This is a genomic window from Arthrobacter sp. BG5 (genome assembly GCF_056680155.1).
On record NZ_CM155268.1, the window covers coordinates 2,719,610 to 2,738,479 of the forward strand.

Genomic DNA, 18,870 nt, shown 5'->3' on the forward strand with positions numbered 1-18,870 from the left:
ATGTCCGGTGCTGCCGCGGCCGGGTTGCTCCCGCACCACGACGGCTCCGGCCTGCACACGGTGCAGACGGCGGGCCCCGGAGCCGCGGCCCGGCTCCGGGTCCGCATCCCGGCCGGGTGGGGTGCGGCCAGCCGGGTCTGGCTGCGCTCCGTGCACGACGGCGAACCGCGGTACGAACCCTGCGTGAACCTCGGCGACGCCGACGGCTGGGTCTGGTGGGAAGCGGGCATGACCGTCACCAACCCGGTGGCCCGCTACCGGTTCCTGATCGAAACCGGGCCACGGTACTGGAGCCTCAACGCGCAGAGCCTCTTCAGCCGGGACGTCTCCGACTACGCGGACTTCCGGCTGACCACGTTCCCGGCCGCGCCGCCGTGGCTGCGCCGGGGCACCTTGTACCAGGTCTTCCCGGACCGTTTTGCCCGTTCGTCCGCCGGACAAAACCCGGCCTCGGCGCACCCGGTCCCGGACTGGGCCGTGCCCTGCGAGTGGGACACCCCGGTGCAGGGTGCGTCCGCCGAGACGCCGTTCCAGTTTTACGGCGGCGACCTCCCCGGCATCACGGAGCACCTGGACCACATCCAGGGGCTCGGGGCGGACATCATCTACCTGACGCCGTTCTTCCCCGCCCGGTCCAACCACCGCTACGACGCCTCGACCTTTTCCACGGTGGACCCGCTGCTGGGCGGTGACGAGGCCCTGGTGGAGCTGGTGGAAGCGGCGCACACCCGCGGCCTGAAAGTCATGGGGGACCTGACCGCCAACCATTCCGGCGACGCGCACGAGTGGTTCCAGCGCGCCCTGGCCGCGCCAGGGTCCGAGGAGACCGGCTATTACTACTTCAGCAAGGACCACAGCTCCTACGAGGCCTGGTACGGGGTGGCCTCGCTGCCCAAGCTGAACTGGGCCTCGGCGGCCCTGCGGCAGAAGTTCGTCCTGGACGACGATTCCCCGGTGGCCCGCTGGCTCCGGCCCCCGTTCAACCTGGACGGCTGGCGGATCGACGTCGGCAACATGACCGGGCGGCTCGGGGCGACCGACCTCAACCAGGAGGTGGCCCGGCTGATCGCGGACCGGGTCCGCGGGATCAACCCGGAGGCGGCGCTGCTGGCCGAAGCGACCAACGACGCCGCGCCGGACTTCAGTGGCGAGCACTGGCACGGCGCCATGACGTACTCCAATTTCACCCGCCCGCTCTGGGCCTGGCTGTCCGGCGACGCCGGCCACGTCAACTTTTTCGGCACCCCGCTGCCCGGGCCCAACCGGATGGACGCGGCGGATTTCCTCGCCACACACCAGGACCTGGCCGCCGCCTTCAGCTGGGACGTCCGGCAGCAGAACATGAACGCCCTGAACAGCCACGACACGGCCCGGGCCGCCACCGTGATGATCGACGGCGGCCAGCAGCTTGGTGCGGTGCTGATGTTCACCCTGCCCGGCGTGCCGGTGGTGTTCGCCGGGGACGAGTTCGGGCTCAAGGGCGACAACGGGGAGTTCTCCCGGACGCCCATGCCCTGGACCGATCCGGGACGGATCCTGGCCGACCTGCGGGGAGTGTACGCCGCGCTCACCGCGCTGCGCCGGGAACAGCCCGCCCTCACCGGCGGCGGGATCCGCTGGCTGCACGCCCAGGGCGATGCGCTGGCGTTCGTGCGCGAAACCGCGGACAGCACGGTGCTGGTGGTCGTGGCCAGGGCTGCCGCGGACGTGGACCTCGCCTCGGGCCTGCTCTCGGCCCGGCAGCTTGCCGCGCTCGCGTTTCCGCCGGCTTTTGCCGCCGGCACCATCACGGCGGACCCGGCGGACCCGGCGGATCCGGGCGTGGCGGGCGCGCTGTTCCGGGCTGGCGGCCCCGCCGCCGCCGTCTGGGTGCTGCCCGGAGTCGGGCTGCCCGGGGGCGGGCTGCCGGCACCCTAGACTGAAGGTCAAGACTGACGGCCGGATTCGATGGAGAACTGGAGAGCGCATGCGCAGCATTGTTGAGGAGCTGACTTCCGCCCTGGGCAGCGGGAAAGTCGCCGTGGATGAGGCAACCCTGGCCGCCTACGCCGTGGACCAGGCGCCGGTGCTGGATTACCAGCTCCCGCAGGCGGTGGTCCTCGCTGAATCCGTGGCGGACGTCCAGGCAGTGGTGCGGGCCTGCGCCTCCGGCCGGATCCCGCTGGTGGCCCGCGGCGCGGGCACCGGTGTCTCCGGCGGCGCACACGCCAGCGAAAACTGCGTGGTGCTCAGCCTCGAACGGATGAACCGCATCCTGGACCTCAACGCGGACGATGAAACCGCCGTCGTCGAACCCGGCGTCATCAACGCCGAGCTCAACGCCGCCGCCGCCGTGCACGGCCTGATGTACGCCCCGGACCCCGCCAGCTATAGGGTCTCCACCATCGGCGGCAACGTCGCCACCAACGCCGGCGGCCTGCGGTGCGCGAAGTACGGGGTCACCCGCGACTCCGTGCTGGCGCTCGACGTCGTCCTCGCCGACGGCACCCTCATCCACACCGGACACCAGACCTTCAAGGGCGTGGCCGGCTACGACCTCACCGGACTGTTCGTGGGCTCCGAGGGGACCCTCGGGATCGTCGTCGGGATAACGGTGCGGCTGAAGTACCTGCCCCGGGAGGTCCACACCATCGCCGCGTTCTACCCCGACTTCCGCAGCGCCGCGGCCGGTGTCCTCGCGGTGGGCAAGGCGCGCGTGCAGCCGGCCATCATGGAACTGCTCGACGGCGGTTCGCTCGCCCAGCTCGACGGCGCCCACGGCTCGGACCTGGCCTCGCGGGGCGCCTCCCTGCTGCTGATCCAGACCGACGGCTTCGGCGCCGCGGCGGAGGCTGCCGCGATCCGGCCGCTGCTGGCCGCCGACGGCGCCGTGGTGACAATGGAGGCCAACGCCGAGGCCGAACAGCTCGTGGAGCTCCGCCGCAACAGCCGGGGCGTGGAAGTCGACGACGAATACCGGGTGGGCGAGGATGTCGCCGTGCCGCGGTCCCGGCTGGTGGACTACGTCGCGGAGCTGGAGGCGATTGCCGTCAAACACCAGGTCAAGCTCAAAGTGGTGGCGCACGCCGGTGACGGCAACCTGCACCCCACCTTCTGGGTGGACCGGGCCGACGACGCCGTGGACGCCGCGGCCATGGAACGGCTGGGCGCCGCCCTGGACAATTCGGTCACCGTGGCGCTTGCGATGGGCGGCACCATCACGGGGGAGCACGGCGTCGGCCAGTACAAGCTGCGCTGGCTGGGCCTGGAGCAGAAGGAACCGGTGCGCGAGCTGCAGCGCCGGATCAAGGAACTCTTCGACCCGGCCGGGATCCTGAACCCGGGCAAGGCGATTTAGCGCGCCTGTGCTGGAAGGCGGCGGGTGCCTGGGGGACTAGTCGTCTGAGTCCGGGTATTCCTCGTCCGACTCGTCCTTGCCGTAGCGGGACTCCTCGGTCTCGACCTCGAGGATCTTGAGCAGTTCGGTGTCCGGATTGAGCATGATCGCGGCCTCGTCCCGGCGGTGCCGGAGTTCGGAGTCGATGTAGGACTGCACGGCCTCGGCCAGCGGAATGTGCCGGTTCTCCTTCTCGGACATGTACCAGCGGTGCTCCAGGATCTCGTGCACGGCCTCCGCGGGCTCGAGCTTGCCGGACAGGTCCCGCGGGATCGACCGGACAATCGGTTCGAAAATCTGGCTCACCCACAGGTGTGCGCTGTATTCCTCGTCCATGCCCGGGTTGTTGTCCGCCCGGAAGGAATCCATGTCGTTCAGTAGCCGCCGGGCCTGGTTTTCCTGCGCATCCAGCCCGGTCAGGCGCAACAGCCGGCGCTGGTGGTGCCCGGCATCCACCACCTTGGGCTGAAGCTGGATCGTGGAGCCGTTCTGCGTCGTCTTGATGGCGTATTCCTCGACGTCGAAGCCGAGTTCGTTGAGCCGCCGGATGCGGGCGGCCACGCGCCAGCGCTCGCCAATCTCGAAGGACTCCTTCTCGGTCAGCTCGGTCCAGAGCCGCCGGTAGCTCTCCATGATGAGTTCGCTGGTGGCGACCGGGTCCACCTTCTCCTCGATCAGCCCGCCGTCGAGCAGGTCCATCAGTTCGCCGGCGATGTTGACCCGGGCGATCTCCAGGTCGTACTCGCGCTGGCCGGTGGACAGGTCCGGGTACAGTTCACCGGTTTCGGCGTCCACGAGATAGGCGGCGAAGGCCCCGGCGTCGCGCCGGAACAGCGTGTTGGAGAGCGAGACGTCACCCCAGTAGAAGCCGATCAGGTGCAGCCGGACCAGGAGCAGGGCCTGGGCGTCGATCAGGCGGGTCAGGGTGTCCTTGCGCAGCATCTGGGAAAACAGGGCGCGGTAGGGCATGGAGAACTTCAGGTGCCGGGTGACCAGCACGGGGTTCAGCGGCCGGCCCTCCGGGGTGGTCCGGCCGGTGATGACCGCCACCGGCTCAACGCAGGGCACGTCCAGCCGGGCGAGCTTGCGGAGCATGTGGTACTCGTGCCGGGCAATGTGCTCGGAGGTTTCCTTGATGGCGATCACGGAACCGCCGAGGTGGGCGAAGCGCACGATGTGACGGGAGATGCCGCGGGGGAGGGCCGCGAGGTATTCCGCCGGCCAGTCCTCCAGGGCGATGTGCCAGGGCAGGTCCAGCAGTTCGGGCTCGGTGGCGGCAGCCGTGATGCTCAGCGAACTGGAGACGCCCTTGTCGTCGTTGGCGCTGGCAGCCACGTACCGAGGCAGTTTGCCGATTTGCCCGTAGTCAGTGGGTTCGTCGTGCCACTGGGCGCCGTTGTCCTCGGTCATGCGGTTTTCCTCGGTCATAATGCAATTCTCCCGTACGAGGGCGGGCCCCGCCTAAAATCTGCCGGTTAACGGCCGGCGGCGGCCCTCCCGGAGGAGGACCGCCGTCGGTCTCGAAGCTCGAACCTCAGTCGCCGAGGCGCAGGCCGGTCTTGGTGTCGAACAGGTGCACGTGGCCCGACTGCGGGCGGACCCAGACGGTCTCGCCCTTCATCGGGGGGCGGCGGCCGTCGACGCGGGCCACGATGTCGTGGTCCTTGCCGTCCAGCGTGGTGTGGCCGTAGACGTAGGCGTCGGCGCCGAGTTCTTCGACGACGTCGACCTCCACCTGGAGGCCCTCGCCCTGCGGCGCGGTCTCAAGGTCTTCCGGACGGCTGCCCAGGGTGACGGTGGAGCCGGAAGCGACCTCAAGGACATCGCGCGGGACCGGGTAAACGGTGCCGCCGAACTGCACGCCGCCGTCGACGACGGGAAGTTCGAGCAGGTTCATGGCCGGTGAGCCGATGAAGCCGGCGACGAACACGTTTTTCGGCTTGTCGTAGAGGTTGCGCGGGGTGTCAACCTGCATCAGCAGGCCGTCCTTGAGGACCGCGACGCGGTCGCCCATGGTCATGGCCTCGACCTGGTCGTGGGTGACGTAGACCGTGGTGACGCCGAGGCGGCGGGTCAGCGACGCGATCTGCGTGCGGGTCTGCACGCGGAGCTTGGCATCGAGGTTGGACAGCGGCTCGTCCATCAGGAACACCTGCGGGTTACGCACGATTGCGCGGCCCATGGCGACGCGCTGGCGCTGGCCGCCGGAGAGCGCCTTCGGCTTGCGGTCCAGGTACGGCTCGAGGTCCAGGAGCTTGGCGGCTTCACGGACACGCTCGGCGCGTTCTTCCTTGCTGACGCCGGCGATCTTCAGCGCGAAGCCCATGTTGTCCGCGACGGTCATGTGCGGGTACAGGGCGTAGTTCTGGAACACCATCGCGATGTCGCGGTCCTTGGGCGGCATGTCGGTGACGTCGCGGTCGCCGATCAGAATCCGGCCGGAGTTCACGTCCTCAAGACCTGCAAGCATGCGCAGGGAGGTGGACTTTCCACAGCCGGAGGGTCCAACGAGGACCAGGAACTCGCCGTCGGCGATTTCAATGTTGAGCTTGTCAACAGCGGGCTTCTCTGTGCCCGGGTACAGACGCGTAGCGTTATCAAAAGTAACTGTAGCCACAGTTATCAATCCCTTCACCGGCAGGTACGTGCCGGACGATCCGTAGTGAATGGTTCTTCGTATTCAGTTGTGGCATCCGGAGGTGGATGCGCATGCTCCCCGGCCGAAGCCGAGGAGCATCCAATGACGCCGCACGGTAGTTGTGCGCCACATCACATACAGAGTATGTCAGATTTTTGGTTTTAGGGTGAAAAAGTTACGGATGTCATAGGTGGGTTCCGTCACGTGGCGCCGGAAGCGGGTGTATACGCTGTCCGTATGACGGCCCTCCAGATCTATGTCAGTTTCCCAGGCACGGCGCGTGAAGCTCTCGGCTTCTACTCCGAGGTTTTCGGCGGCGAGCTCGCCTTGTTCACGTACGAGGAGTTCAATCGCAGCGACGGCCCGCCGGACGCCATTGCCCACGGACAGCTGAACGGCGCAGTCGGTTTGGCGGGATCTGATGCGGCACCGGGAGAGAAGACTGTCCGGCTGGAGGGCGTCATGCTCTCGTTGCTGGGCACTGCCGAGCCTGCGGTGCTGCACGACTGGTTCGACAAACTCGCTGTCGGCGGACGGGTGGTGGACCCCCTTGCGCCGAAGCCGTGGGGCGCGTCGGACGGACAGGTCATCGACCGGCACGGACTGCACTGGCTGATCGGCTACGAACCCGACGCTTCGCCCGGCGAGGTGTAGCTCTTTAGCTCCCGACGGCCTTCGTCCGTTCGCGCAGCAGCGCCTCCAGCAGTTCGGAGACATGCACCGGCGCCTCCACCCGGAACTCGGCCTGGGTAAAGTCCAGCCCCACCTTGACGCCCACGTCCCCGCGGAGGAGGCTGCCCAGGGCGTCCTCGTCGGTGGTGTCATCGCCCGCGAACACAACCGCGGTGGCCCCGGTCGCCTGGCGGAGGAAGGAGACGCCCTCGCCCTTGGAGGCGTGGACGACGGCGGTTTCCAGCACGCGGTTTCCGGTCTTGAGGAAGACCCCCGGGCGGTCCTGCAGGGCGGCTTTGGCCGCCGCCACGGCATCCTCGGCGACGTCGTCGGCGGCCAGCCGGGTGTGCAGTACGACGCCGGCCGGCTTGTCCTCAAGCAGCGTGCCGGGGGCAACGTCCACGATCTCGGCCAGGATCCGCCGGACGTCGGCGAGCAGTTCCCGCTGGGCGTCTTCCAGGACGAGCTCGGCGGAACCGGGGCCCATCCAGATCTCCGCACCGTGGCTGCCGATCAGCAGGGTCTTCTCCGGCGGCGAGGCGACCGCCCGGAGGCTGTCCAGGGCCCGGCCGGAGATGAGCGCCGTCGTCGTCCGCGGAAGTTCCGCGAGGGCGGCGAAGGCCGCGGCCGAGCGGGGCAGGGCGCGGGAGTCCGCCGCGTGGTCCACCAGCGGGGCCATGGTGCCGTCGAAATCCATCGCCACCAGCAGTTGGTCCGTGCCGGCGACGCGGTGCACGGCCGCCAGCAGTTCCGGGGACAGCGAGAGCCGGATGGTGGGGTCGGGCTCAGGAGTCATCGCGGACCACCTTTTCCTGCAGCGCGCTGAGGAAGTCAGCGGACCAGAGGTCGACGTCGTGGGTGAGGATCTGCTTGCGCATGGCGCGCATCCGGCGGGCGGCCTCGGCGGGCTGCATGTTGACGGCCCGCATGATGGTGTCCTTGAGGCCGTCGATGTCGTGCGGGTTCATCAGGAGCGCCTGCTTGAGCTGGTCCGCGGCGCCGGCGAATTCGCTGAGCACCAGGGCGCCGTCGTTGTTCGTCCGGGCCGTGACGTATTCCTTGGCCACCAGGTTCATGCCGTCGCGCAGGGCGGTGACGAGCATAACGTCGGCGGCCAGGTAGAGGGCCACCATTTCCTCGATCGGGTAGCTGTGGTGCAGGTAGCGGACGGCGGTGTTCTGCATGGTGTCGTAGGTGCCGTTGATGTGCCCGACGGTGCCTTCGACCTCCTCGCGCAGCAGCCGGTACTGTTCGACGCGCTCGCGGCTGGGGCTGGCCACCTGGATCAGGGAGGCGTCCTCCACCGTGACCTTGCCGTCCTGCAGCAGCTCCTCGTAGGCCTTGAGACGGTGCCGGATGCCCTTGGTGTAGTCCAGTCGGTCCACGCCCAGCAGGATGGTCTTGGGGTTGCCGAGGTCCCGGCGGATCTGCTTGGCCCGCTCGATGATCTCCGGTTTGCGCGCCAGTTCGCTGATCTGCTTGACGTCGATGGAGATCGGGAAAGCCTGGGCACGGGCAATGTGGGTGGTTTCGCCGTCGGCACCCTTGACGTGCACCTGCTGCTGTTTGACGCTGGCGCCGAGGAAGCGGCGGGCTGAGCGCATGAAGTTCCCGGCGTCGCTGCTGCGCTGGAAGCCCACCAGGTCCGCCCCCAGCAGGCCGTCGATGATCGCGCGGCGCCACGGCAGCTGCGCGAAAATCTCCGGCGGCGGGAACGGGATGTGGTTGAAGAAGCCGATCTTGAGGTCCGGGCGCGCCTCGCGGAGCATTCTCGGAACCAGCTGGAGCTGGTAGTCCTGCACCCAGACCGTGGCGCCCTGGGCGGCGTGGCGGACGACGGCGTCGGCGAACCGCTTGTTGACCTTCCGGTAGGTGTCCCACCAGGCGCGGTGGAACTCCGGCGGCGCGATCACGTCGTGGTAGAGCGGCCAGAGTGTGGCGTTGGAGAAGCCCTCGTAGTAGAGCTCGACATCGCGGGTGCTGAGCTGGACCGGGATGAGGTCGATGCCGCCGTGGCTGAACGGCTCAAGGTGCTCGTCGGGGGCGCCGTGCCAGCCCACCCAGGCGCCGTCGGTCTTGGTCATCATGGGGGCCAGCGCCGTCACTAGGCCGCCGGGGGAGCGGCGCCAGCCGTCCTCGCAGCCGGGCTCATCCGGGGAGCACCGGTCCACCGGCATGCGGTTGGACACCACCATAAAGTCGAAGCTCGCAGCCGCCTCGGAGGCGTCCGGGTGCTTGTCCGTCGCGGACGCGGCATCCTGCTTCCCGGCTGTCTGCGCAGTATGGTGCTCGGCGCGCTGCTCGGCGTGGTCCGTTGCTTGCATTGGTGCCCCCTGGGTCGCTTGTGGCTCTCATCCACCCTAGCCGGGCGGAATCTTCTGTGCTATTCGTCCGTTGGGCACACGGAAGGAAACTTGAAAGCGCAAGCTCCTCAGGTTTCTCCCCTAAAATGATGAAGTTGCCACCCAGTGGAGCATCCATGGCCGATCGACACGAGGAACTAATGAGCGCCGCAAACGAACCCCGTCAGTCCAAAGCGGAGCGCACCGCCGCGGCCCGCGAGAAAGCCCGTGAGATCCGCGAGGCGCAGCTAAAGAAGGAAAAGCGGAACAAGCTGCTCATCGGCTGGGGCATTGTCGCCGCCGTCGTCGCCATCGTCGTGATTATTGCCCTGGTGGTCACCTCGAACATCAAGAACAACGCCCCGGTGGCCGACTCGGGCCCGACCCCGGCGAACGGCAACGTCCACGGCGGCGTCACCCTGCTGGCCAACACCGAGGTGGCGAAGACGGACCCGGCCACCGTGAACGTCGCGGACCTGCCGTCGCCCGCTGCCACCCCGCCTGCCGAGGTCAAGGCGCCCGGGGCGGAGGCTGTGGCCGGGAAGCCGGTGAAGGTGGTTCTCTACATCGACTTCATCTGCCCGGTCTGCAAGAACTTCGAGGCCCAGTACAACGAGACCCTCACCAAGCTGCGCAACGAGGGCAAGATTACGGTCGAGTACCGTCCGCTGGGCTTCCTGGACAGCCGCTCCAGCACCAACTACTCCTCGCGCGCGGCCAACGCCGCGGCCTGCGTTGTGAACGAATCCCCGGAGAAGTACTCCGCCTTCGTCGACGAACTCTTCGCGAAGCAGCCGGCCGAGGGCGGCGCCGGCCTGTCCGACTCGGAGCTAAAGACGATGGCAACCGACGTCGGGGCCAAGAGCATCGACAAGTGCGTCGATGACAAGACCTACCGCCCGTACGTGAAGTACACCACCCAGGAGGCGGCGGCCATCGGTGTTACCGGAACGCCGACCGTCTTCGTCGAGGGCAAGCAGTGGGGCAAGGGTGCCAGCGCCCAGACCCCGTTCGAGCAGTTCCTGCAGGCTGCGGTCGACGCCAAGAAGTAACCACCGCGCGAAGCAGCAGCCCGGCCCCGGATTCGTCCGGGGCCGGGCTGCTTTGTTTTCGCCGCTTGCGGCATTTTTTACCGGCGGGCGTCCGTGGGCTACCCTTATCTAGCAGTTAGCGCCGGGCCGGATTTTCCGTCAGGCGACGACGGCGGATTGCCTCCTTAGCTCAGTTGGCCAGAGCACCGCTCTTGTAAAGCGGGGGTCGTCGGTTCGAATCCGACAGGGGGCCCACCAACCCCTCCGTTCCGGCGATTTTGCCCGGGACGGAGGGGTTTTCGCGTGCCCGGGGCCTGCCTGCGGCGCCGTTTCGACGGTTCCCTGCCCGCTCGCTGCTTCTAAACACCGTGTGCGCAGGGAACCGTCGAAACGGGCCCTCGGTGCGGCCTGTCCGGCGGGGATCTTCCTGGCGGCGCCGTCCCGGATTCCGCTGCAGTTCGTGGTGCCGTAGCCGCTGCGCCGGACGTCGCCGCCCATGGCCGCGGCCATGCAGTCGGCCAACTGCTCGACGCCGACAGCGGTACGGCTCCCGGCCCAAAGAAGAAAACCCCGCCCACGGCCCCGAGGGCCTTGGGCGGGGTTTGACCGGCCTAGTTCTTGCGGCCGGGCAGAACGAGGAGTGCGTCTCCCACCGGGCGTTCACCGGTCGAGTCGGAGGGCGAGTTCAGGACCTGACCGCCCTGGACCATGGTGGTCGAGCCGCCGCCGTCCAGATTGATCGCGTTGACCATGCCCAGTGAAAGCGCGACGTCGGCGGACTCCTTGATGCTCAGCCCGAGGGACGTCGTCTGGCGACCGTCGGCGGTGACGATCATGGTGCGGCCTTGGGCGTCAACGCCGGCGAAGGTGCGGGGGTTGCGCTTGTGTACCCAGCCGTAGAAGAAAGAGTTGTTGTCGCCGGTGCGGACCATTCCGTCGCGCTTGGCGGTCACGCTGAGTTCACCGTTCTGGACCAGAGTGGGGCCGCCGTTGACGACATCGGTGGTGGTGCCAACCTTCAGCGCCCTCCCGCTTTCGTTGAGGAGGTCCGTACCGATCTTCAGCTTCGCGCCGGGCTTGGCCAGCGCGGAGAGCTTGTCCACGTCCGCTCCGATCGCCTGTAGCGTGTGACCGCCGGCCGGGACTCTGGTGCCACGCGTGTGGTGGAGGGCCGTGACCGTGCCGTGGGCGTCTACGACGGCTTCGAGGCCGGCACCGGACGGCGTGGAGGTGCCGAACTCGGGGGTGAAGGCCACGATCTCGTCCGCGTCGGTGCAGGTGAAATCGTGCAGCGGCAGGTTCGTCGGGGTGTCGTCGGTGCCGCCGCAGTTGCGGATGAGACCCGGCACGCGGTTCAGGCCGTCCAGGGCAAGGGCCGCGGGGTTGCCGGGGGTACCTACAGTGCCGCGCCAATGCAGCCGCTGGACCGAGGTGGTGTTCTTAGCCCCGATGACCAGAGAGGGGCGGTCTCCGACGGGTTCGCTGAGAATTTTGCCGTCCTGCACTGCCGCTCCCGCGGGATCGCCTTCGGCTCCGGCGGCCGGATCCATGACAAAGAAGCCGCCATTGGTCCCCGCCAGAGCGCCCGATGCGGCCGCGAGCTTGCTGGTCGTTTCCCGGGTCTCGAGGTCGGGTCCGAAGGAGGAGGTCAGGTCGCCGCGGAATTGCTTCGGGTCGATGGTGAGGACCTCCAGCTTCCAGGGTCCGCGGTCGTCCTCGCTGGTGCCTTCGTCGCCGTCCCAGCCGGTGTAGATCACCGAGGACTTGTAGCCGGCCGCCTGGATCTGCGCGACAGTGGCGGAACCGTCTGCCTTGGCCGTGAAGTTCCCGGCGCGTACCCGGTAGCCGAGGTCCCCGCCGGCATCTGCGAGCTTCGGGGACTGGACGTGCTCGACGCGGGCGACCACACCGACCGCGTTGAGCTTGTCGGCGACCACCTGGGCCTGCGACTGCGTCGACAGCGCCGAAGCAGGAGCGTCCGGATCCGGGGACGTAGAAGGAACGGCGACCTCAGCGGTCCAGAAGAAGTCCTGGTTGGGGGTGCCGCGGGTGATGGACGTCCGGGTGAGGCCGGGGGCCAGGGTGGTCACGGTGCGGGTCTCCGGCCGGCCGGGAGCACCCAGGTCGAGCTTGGCGGACGGGTCCCGGGCGACGGCCGCGGCCTGGTGCGCGGTGCCCGGCGCGGCAGAGGATGCGCCGGCGGGGGCAAGGAAGGCAACCGGGAGCGTGACGGCCAGGGCGGTGATGGCGGCCCTGCGGAAACGATGATGGGGTGTGATCATGCACCCGACGCTATGAGAAGCCGAGAAGCCACCCACAACCGACATGCCGCAGTTCACCGCCACTTCGCGAGCTGTTCACGGCACGCTCACGCCTGCCTGTGGCGACCTTCTCGCCCCCATTTCGACGGTTCCGTGCCCACTCGTTGCTTCTAAACACCTAGTGGGCAGGGAACCGTCGAAACGGGTCCTTGGGCGGGCCAGATTGAGGTGCGGAGGCTGCTGGCGGCCATGGCGGCCATGGCGGCAAGGCTCAGGGCCTCGGTGCCCCGGTGCCGCCGTTGCTTCGCCGACGGAGCCGCCGCACGGCCCACGCGACAAGCAAGGTCACGCCGTGCACCACAACGGCTGCAGCCGCCAGCAGGAGCAGGAGAACCGTGACATTACAGCCCTCGAGTTTCATGGAGCGGTGATCCTGATCCCGGCGACCGCACCGGTCCAGACGCCGTCCGGGTGGACGCGGGTGAGCTGGACGCCGACGGGCCCTGCCGCCAGCTGAACCACCTGCGTCTGGGTCTGCGAGCAGTCGACCTCGAGGACCGTGTACTGGCTTCCGCCCTTGATCTCCTGCGAGAGGTAGATCTGGGCATGCGGAAGGCCGATGCAGGCCGCCGTTACGGTGTGCTGTCCGGCGATCTTTACCGTTGCGGTTTTCCTGAATCCGACACTTGGGCCGTCGGCGGGACCTGAGTCGGCCAGCAGCGCCTCACCGGGCGTTGTGGCCAAGCGCCGCTCCAGTTCCGCATAGTTGCGCCCCTCCACTGCCAGGACATCAGGATCCTTCGCCGCAACGGTGGGCGCCGGTCGGTGGCTTTGCGCATCCGTGTGCTGCGGATCGCCCGGACCCTCGTAAGTGCAGGCGCCCAGCCCTGCGGCCAGCAGCAGCGATCCAATGAGGGCTGGAGCAGCCCGGGTGGTCTTTGTTCCCCCAGAACGTGACATGCCCCGAGTCTACAAACCCATTCCGCCACTTCGACGGTTCCCTGCGCATCCGACGCCTTGAAACGTCGAATGTGCACGGAACCGTCGAACCGGCCGCTTGCGCCGCCCTTACCCCTCCGGGCGCGTGGCCTCTTCGAGGATCTCCAGCAGGTGCCGGTAGGAGTGGCCGGTGGCCTTGGACATGCCCAGTTCACAGGTGCGGTTCGTCGAGGCGTAGGCGTCGAATTCGCGCTCGTTGATTTCCCGGGCCTGCTTGTCCGTGGCGGAGTCGGTCAGTTCCGGGTGCAGCAAGCCGCGGTCCCCGGCGAACGCGCAGCAGCCCCAGTTCAGCGGCACAAACACGTCCTCCGTGACAGTCCGGGCGATGTCCATCAGCGCGCCGTTGGTGCCCAGCTGGGTGGAAGAACAGGTGGGGTGCAGGGCCATGGACCCCACCGGCGCCGTCACCGTGAGCTGCCCGAGCACGTGCTGGTGCACAAACTCCACCGAGTCCACGAACCGCAGCCCGGCGTACCGTTCCCCGCCCTCGGCTGCGAGCCGCTTCATGGTCTCCAGGCCTTCGGTGCAGGAGGCGGCGTCGCACACCACCGGCAGCCGGCCCTGGCCGCTGGCCTCGTAGAGCCCGTCCAGGACCTTGGCGGACATCGCCGCGTAGCCCTGCGCGAAGCCCTTGGATTTCCACGGGGTGCCGCAGCACAGGCTGCCGATGTCCTCCGGGACGGTCAGCCCGACGCCGGCGCGCTCGCAGAGGTCCACGAACGCCTGGGCCGAGCCTTTCGCGGGCCCGCCTGCAGCCCCACCGCCCGCAGCACTGCCGCCCGCATCCGCGGGGCCGAACATGGTGCCGATGCAGGCGGGGAAAAACACGGCGACGCTGTCCGGGTCCCGGCGCGGCCGGCGCTTGGAGCCGCCGCCGGGCAGCACGGCGTCGTAGGCGGGAACGGTCTCGGCGCCCAGCACCGCCCGGCCGACGGCGGTCGCTGCCTTGGCCAGCGGCGCGGGCATCGCCTTCGCCACGGTCAGGGCCAGGCCGCCGCCGGCGGTGACGGCGCCCCAGCGGTCCGCGGCGGCGCTCCAGCCGGCCTCCGCGACGGCGTTCGCGTTTTCCTGCCGCAGCCGCCGCACCAGGTCCCCGGTGTTGATCAGCACCGGGCAGGCGGTGACACACATGCCGTCGGCCGCGCAGGTCTGCACGCCGTCATACTCGTAGTCCTTGCGCAGCCGGGCGGCCAGGGCGTCGTCGCCGCGCTGTTCCGCCGCGGCCATCTCGCGCCGCAGCACGATGCGCTGGCGGGGCGTGAGGGTGATGTCTTTGCTCGGGCAGACCGGCTCGCAGTAGCCGCACTCCACGCAGCGGTCCACCTCTTCCTCCACGGTCGGCGCCACCTTGAGGTTCTGCACGTAGGAGAGCGGCTCCTCCGCGAGCAGCACGCCCGGGTTCAGGAGATTGGCCGGGTCGATCAGCCGTTTGATCTCCTGCATGACTTCGTACAGCTCGTCGCCGTACTGGCGGCGGACGAACGGGGCCATGATGCGCCCGGTGCCGTGCTCGGCCTTTAGCGAGCCGCCCGCACCGAGGACCAGGTCCACCATGTCGTCGGTAAACGCCTGGTAGCGGAGCAGCTGGGCCGGGTCGTCGAAGCGCTCGTTGAGCATGAAGTGGACGTTGCCGTCCTTCGCGTGGCCAAAGATCACCGACTCCTCGTAGCGGTGTTCGGCAAAAAGCCGGGTCAGTTCGCCGCAGGTGTCCGCCAGCGCCGGGACCGGCACCACGATGTCCTCCAGCAGCGCGTTAGTTCCCGACGGGCGGGCACCGGCCACCGTGGTGTAGAGGCCCTTGCGTACGTGCCAGAGTGCCGCGCGGTCCTTCGGATCCGTGGTCAGCGCGAACGGCGAGGCCAGGTCCAGCGACGCGAAGAGCGGCTGCGAACTCTCCCGTCGGAAGGCCAGTTCCGCGGCGTCGGCGCCCTGGTGTTCCACCAGCAGCGCGGTGTGCCCCTCGACCGGGAGCGAACGAATGGCCGCGGGCGCGTCGGCCGCGAGCTGCGCGACCTTCAGCGCGGCGGCGTCCATCAGTTCGATGGTCGCCAGGCCGGAGGCCACCAGCTCGGGCAGGGCGGCCGTGGCTGCGGCGAGCGTGTTAAAGACCAGCAGCCCGGTGGCGACGGCGGGCTTGACCTCCACGGTGCGGAAGACCGCTTCCGCCACGAAGCCGAGGGTGCCTTCGCTGCCGATCATGAGGTGCATCAGGATGTCGACGGCGCGTTCGTAGTCCAGGAACGAGTTCACCCCGTAGCCCATCGTGTTCTTCATCGAGAACAGCGAGGTGATGGTCCGCACCGATTCCGCGTTCCCGGCCACCCGGCGGCGCAGCCGCAGCAGGCCCTCATGGAGGTCCGGTTCCAGCTCCCGCAGGCGCGCGTCCGCGCCGGCGTCGGCGGTGTCGATGACCGTGCCTGAGGGCAGCACCAGGACCATGGATTCCAGGGTGCGGTAGGTGTTGAACTCCGTGCCGCAGGCCATCCCGGAGGAGTTGTTCGCGATCACGCCGCCCACGGTGCAGGCGATTTCACTCGCCGGGTCGGGGCCGAGTTTGCGGCCGAACGCGGCCAGGCGGGCGTTGACGCTGCGGATGGTGGCGCCGGGCTGGACGCGGACGCGCGCGCCGCCGTCGAGGACCTCGATGCCGCGGAAATGCTGGCGGGTGTTGATAAGCAGGCTGTCGCTAAGCGCCTGGCCGGAGAGGCTCGTGCCGCCGGAACGGAACGTGGCGGGCAGGTTGAGCTCGCGGCTGCGGCGCAGCAGCAGCCCGACGTCGTCGGCGTTGCGCGGGGTGGCGACGCCCTGGGGGATCAGCAGGTAGTGGGACGCGTCGTGCGCCATGGCCCGGCGGTCCAGGTCCCGTGTGCTGACCGTATCGAGGTCCAGCTGGTCGATCAGGGGTGCGGCGGCAGCCGTGGCGGTCATGCGGTGCTCCAGAGTCTTTCGGGGAGTGTGTTACGGGGTGGGAGGGGCTTGCGGCGGGGTGGCTTCCTGCGCCCGGATGTAGAACCACTCGATGTGTTCGCGCAGCAGGCGGGCCGCACGCTCGCCGTCGCGGGCCACCACGGCATCAAAGATGCCGTGGTGCTGGCTCCGCAGCTCGCACAGGACATCCGGCCAGGACTCCATCGCGTCCATGGCGCCCTTGACGTAGCCGACAATGGACCCGCTGAGCGACTCCATCATCGTGGCGACGACGGCGTTCCCGGCGAGCGAGCTCAGCGCGACATGGAACCGTGCATCGAGTTCGTGGAAAGTGGCCCGGTCAAGTCCGGGGTTGTCCATGGCGTCCAGCAGCGCGGCGGCCTGCTTCAGCTCTTCCTCCGTGCCGCCGCGGGCAGCCCCGGCCTGGGCCGACCAGGTCTCGAGCAGGATGCGGGTCTGCACGATGTCCTCGACGGGCAGCCGGTTGCTGGCCACATGCAGGCGCAGGGCGGAGGACAGGCCCGCGGACGGATCCGAGATGACGATGGCCCCGGAAGTGGGCCCGGAGCCGACGGAACTGCGCAACACACCCATCGCGTCCAGGATCCGGATGGCTTCGCGGACCGAGGCCCGGGAGATCCCGTAGCTTTCCGCCAGGGACCGTTCGCCCGGCAGGCGGTCGCCGAGCTTGATCTTGCCGGAGCGAAGATCGGCCTCGATGTCCTGCAGGAGCGCGTCATAGGTACGACGGCGGGGGGCTGCTCCTGCTTCGGCGGTTGTCACGGGCTTTTCCTTCCGGGCGGGAGTGCGGGCCGCGGCGCGGCCCGCACTCATGATGGCGTGGGGCTGGCCGCTAAGGCAGCATCCAGCCCAGGACGGGGGTGGACTGCAGGAAGGCGAGGGTGCACAGGACCAGCAGCAGAGCCACGCTCCACCCGACCACCTTACGCAGGATCACCGACTCCTGGCCGTCAAGGTTGACCGCGCTCGCCGCGATGGCGAGGTTCTGCGGACTGATCAGCTTGCCCACCACACCGCCGGAGGTGTTGGCGGCCACCAGCAGGTTCGGATCGATGCCGGCCTTCACGCCCGCGGTCTGCTGCAGCTTGGCGAACAGCGCGTTGGCGGAGGTGTCCGAGCCGGTCACGGCGGTGCCCAGCCAGCCGAGCACAGGCGACAGGAAGGCGAAGAAGCTGCCGGTGCCGGCCAGCCAGGTGCCGATCGAGACCGTCTGGCCCGAGTTGTTCATGACGTACGCCAGGGCCAGCACCGTGATGATGGTCAGTCCTGCCCAGCGCATCTTGAAAATGGTGCGTCCGATCTCCTGGACCGCATCGCCGACCGAGAGGCGGAAGCGGCCGCCGTCGTCGTACTTGGAGTACACCAGCGCCACCAGCAGCCCGGTGATCAGCAGCAGCGTGCCCGGGCTGGACAGCCACTGGAACGAGTACACGGTGGAGGAGACGGGCTTGCCCTCGGCGTTGACCAGGGCGTCGTGCAGGATCGGCCAGGGGATCTTGATGTCCGTGGAGGCAAGGAACGCGGGCAGGTCGATCCCGAGCTTCCACAGTTTGGCGATGCCGAACACCACAATCACGAGGAAGTACGGAAAGAGGGCCAGCCAGGTGCGCGTCGGGGTGAGGCCGCCGTCCGTGGCCCTTTCGGCGGTCACAACGCCGGCCGTGCCCGCAACCTGCGAGCCGCGGCTCCGGGCGGCGCTGCCGCCGGCAACAGCGTCAGCGGCAACACCAAGGCGCTCGCGGGCGGCCGCGCTGCCCTTCGGCTTCCACATCCGGAAGAACACGACGGCGGCGCCGAGGCCGACCAGCGAGGCCAGGATGTCGGTGAGTTCGTAGGAGAAGTAGTTGGAGCACAGGAACTGGGCGACGGCGAAGGAGCCGCCGACCACCAGCGCGGCGGGCCAGCAGTCCTTCAGGCCGCGGCGGCCGTCGATGATGTAGAGCAGGATCAGCGGCACGAAGGTGGCCAGCAGGGGAGCCTGGCGGCCCACGATGGAAGCGATGTCCGTCGCGTGCAGGCCGGTCAGTCCGGCGGCAGTGGTGATCGGGATGGCCATCGCGCCGAACGCGACCGGTGCGGTGTTGGCCACCAGCACGGCGGCGGCTGCGCGCAGCGGCGGCAGACCCAGGGCCAGCAGCATGGTGGCGGTGATGGCCACCGGGGCGCCGAAGCCGGCGAGGGCCTCGAGCAGGCCGCCGAAGCAGAAGGCCACCAGGACGGCCTGCAAGCGCACGTCGCCGCCGCCGATCACGTCGAAGACGCGGCGCAGGTCCTCGAACCGGCCGCTGAGGACGGTCACCTGGTACAGCCAGACGGCCATCACGACGATCCAGAGCACCGGGAAGGCGCCGAAGACCCCGCCCTGGGTTGCCGAAAGGACCGCCAGGCCGGCCGGCATGTGGAAGGCGGCGATGCCGACCACGAGGGCGACCAGCAGGGCGAAGGCACCGGCCACATGGGCCTTGGTCTTCACGACGGCCAGCAGGATGAAGAAGGTGAGCAGCGGCAGCAGGCCGACAATGGCCGACCAGGCCACACTGTTCAGCACCGGGTCGGTGGTGGGGGTGAAGTGGTCCACGGAAGTTCCTCTGCGTTGAGAGAC

Annotated in this window: 13 protein-coding genes and 1 tRNA gene; 5 read left to right on the forward strand and 9 right to left on the reverse strand. The window is 68.8% G+C overall.

Translation table 11 applies throughout. From position 1 onward, the window contains the following. Entirely contained in the window at window positions 1-1,917 is a 1,917-nt protein-coding gene (locus AC1MBE_RS12600; RefSeq protein ID WP_479778718.1) for a glycoside hydrolase family 13 protein, read from the forward strand. 49 nt (window positions 1,918-1,966) lie between these two features. Further along, window positions 1,967-3,337, forward strand: coding sequence for an FAD-binding oxidoreductase (locus AC1MBE_RS12605; protein ID WP_479778720.1), 1,371 nt, complete (start codon window positions 1,967-1,969; stop codon window positions 3,335-3,337). A gap of 36 nt (window positions 3,338-3,373) precedes the next feature. On the opposite strand, the gene AC1MBE_RS12610 is transcribed toward AC1MBE_RS12605, so the two are convergent. After that, complete coding sequence (locus AC1MBE_RS12610) at window positions 3,374-4,786, reverse strand: DUF4032 domain-containing protein (RefSeq protein WP_479782597.1); 1,413 nt, start codon at window positions 4,784-4,786, stop codon at window positions 3,374-3,376. A gap of 124 nt (window positions 4,787-4,910) precedes the next feature. Further along, on the reverse strand, window positions 4,911-5,993 hold the full coding sequence (locus AC1MBE_RS12615; protein WP_479778722.1) for an ABC transporter ATP-binding protein: 1,083 nt from the start codon (window positions 5,991-5,993) through the stop codon (window positions 4,911-4,913). A gap of 258 nt (window positions 5,994-6,251) precedes the next feature. Here AC1MBE_RS12615 and AC1MBE_RS12620 point away from each other — a divergent pair, with 258 nt between their 5' ends. Then, window positions 6,252-6,668, forward strand: a complete 417-nt coding sequence (locus AC1MBE_RS12620) for a VOC family protein (RefSeq protein ID WP_479778723.1) — start codon at window positions 6,252-6,254, stop codon at window positions 6,666-6,668. A gap of 4 nt (window positions 6,669-6,672) precedes the next feature. Here AC1MBE_RS12620 and otsB read toward each other — a convergent pair whose 3' ends face one another. Both otsB and AC1MBE_RS12630 read right to left on the reverse strand, forming a co-directional pair. Further along, a complete protein-coding gene (otsB, locus tag AC1MBE_RS12625) occupies window positions 6,673-7,482 on the reverse strand; it encodes a trehalose-phosphatase (protein ID WP_479778725.1) in 810 nt (269 codons plus the stop codon). Then, entirely contained in the window at window positions 7,472-8,881 is a 1,410-nt protein-coding gene (locus AC1MBE_RS12630) for an alpha,alpha-trehalose-phosphate synthase (UDP-forming) (protein ID WP_346960099.1), read from the reverse strand. Before AC1MBE_RS12630 ends, otsB begins: the two co-directional genes overlap by 11 nt. 308 nt (window positions 8,882-9,189) lie before the next feature. On the opposite strand from AC1MBE_RS12630, the gene AC1MBE_RS12635 reads away from it, so the two are divergent. Both AC1MBE_RS12635 and AC1MBE_RS12640 read left to right on the forward strand, forming a co-directional pair. Further along, window positions 9,190-10,080 (forward strand): DsbA family protein, encoded by an 891-nt coding sequence (locus tag AC1MBE_RS12635; RefSeq protein WP_479778727.1) that lies wholly within the window; start codon window positions 9,190-9,192, stop codon window positions 10,078-10,080. 158 nt (window positions 10,081-10,238) lie between these two features. Further along, window positions 10,239-10,312, forward strand: a tRNA-Thr gene (locus tag AC1MBE_RS12640). Window positions 10,313-10,670: 358 nt separating this feature from the next. Here the strand turns inward: AC1MBE_RS12640 and AC1MBE_RS12645 are convergent. The 5 genes from AC1MBE_RS12645 to AC1MBE_RS12665 all read right to left on the reverse strand — a co-directional run bounded on the left by AC1MBE_RS12645 (window position 10,671) and on the right by AC1MBE_RS12665 (window position 18,846). Continuing rightward, window positions 10,671-12,341, reverse strand: a complete 1,671-nt coding sequence (locus tag AC1MBE_RS12645) for a phosphodiester glycosidase family protein (protein WP_479778729.1) — start codon at window positions 12,339-12,341, stop codon at window positions 10,671-10,673. A 396-nt stretch (window positions 12,342-12,737) separates the two neighbouring features. Then, window positions 12,738-13,280 carry a hypothetical protein gene (locus tag AC1MBE_RS12650; protein WP_479778731.1) on the reverse strand — a complete coding sequence of 181 codons (543 nt, stop codon included), beginning with the start codon at window positions 13,278-13,280 and terminating at the stop codon, window positions 12,738-12,740. A gap of 108 nt (window positions 13,281-13,388) precedes the next feature. Further along, window positions 13,389-16,247 (reverse strand): FAD-binding and (Fe-S)-binding domain-containing protein, encoded by a 2,859-nt coding sequence (locus tag AC1MBE_RS12655; RefSeq protein WP_479778733.1) that lies wholly within the window; start codon window positions 16,245-16,247, stop codon window positions 13,389-13,391. A 30-nt stretch (window positions 16,248-16,277) separates the two neighbouring features. Then, the gene (locus AC1MBE_RS12660; protein ID WP_479778735.1) at window positions 16,278-17,030 is read right to left on the reverse strand and encodes a FadR/GntR family transcriptional regulator; all 753 of its coding nucleotides are present in this window, start codon (window positions 17,028-17,030) and stop codon (window positions 16,278-16,280) included. Window positions 17,031-17,100: 70 nt separating this feature from the next. Beyond that, window positions 17,101-18,846, reverse strand: a complete 1,746-nt coding sequence (locus AC1MBE_RS12665) for an L-lactate permease (RefSeq protein WP_479778737.1) — start codon at window positions 18,844-18,846, stop codon at window positions 17,101-17,103. Between the last annotated feature and the right edge of the window lie 24 nt (window positions 18,847-18,870).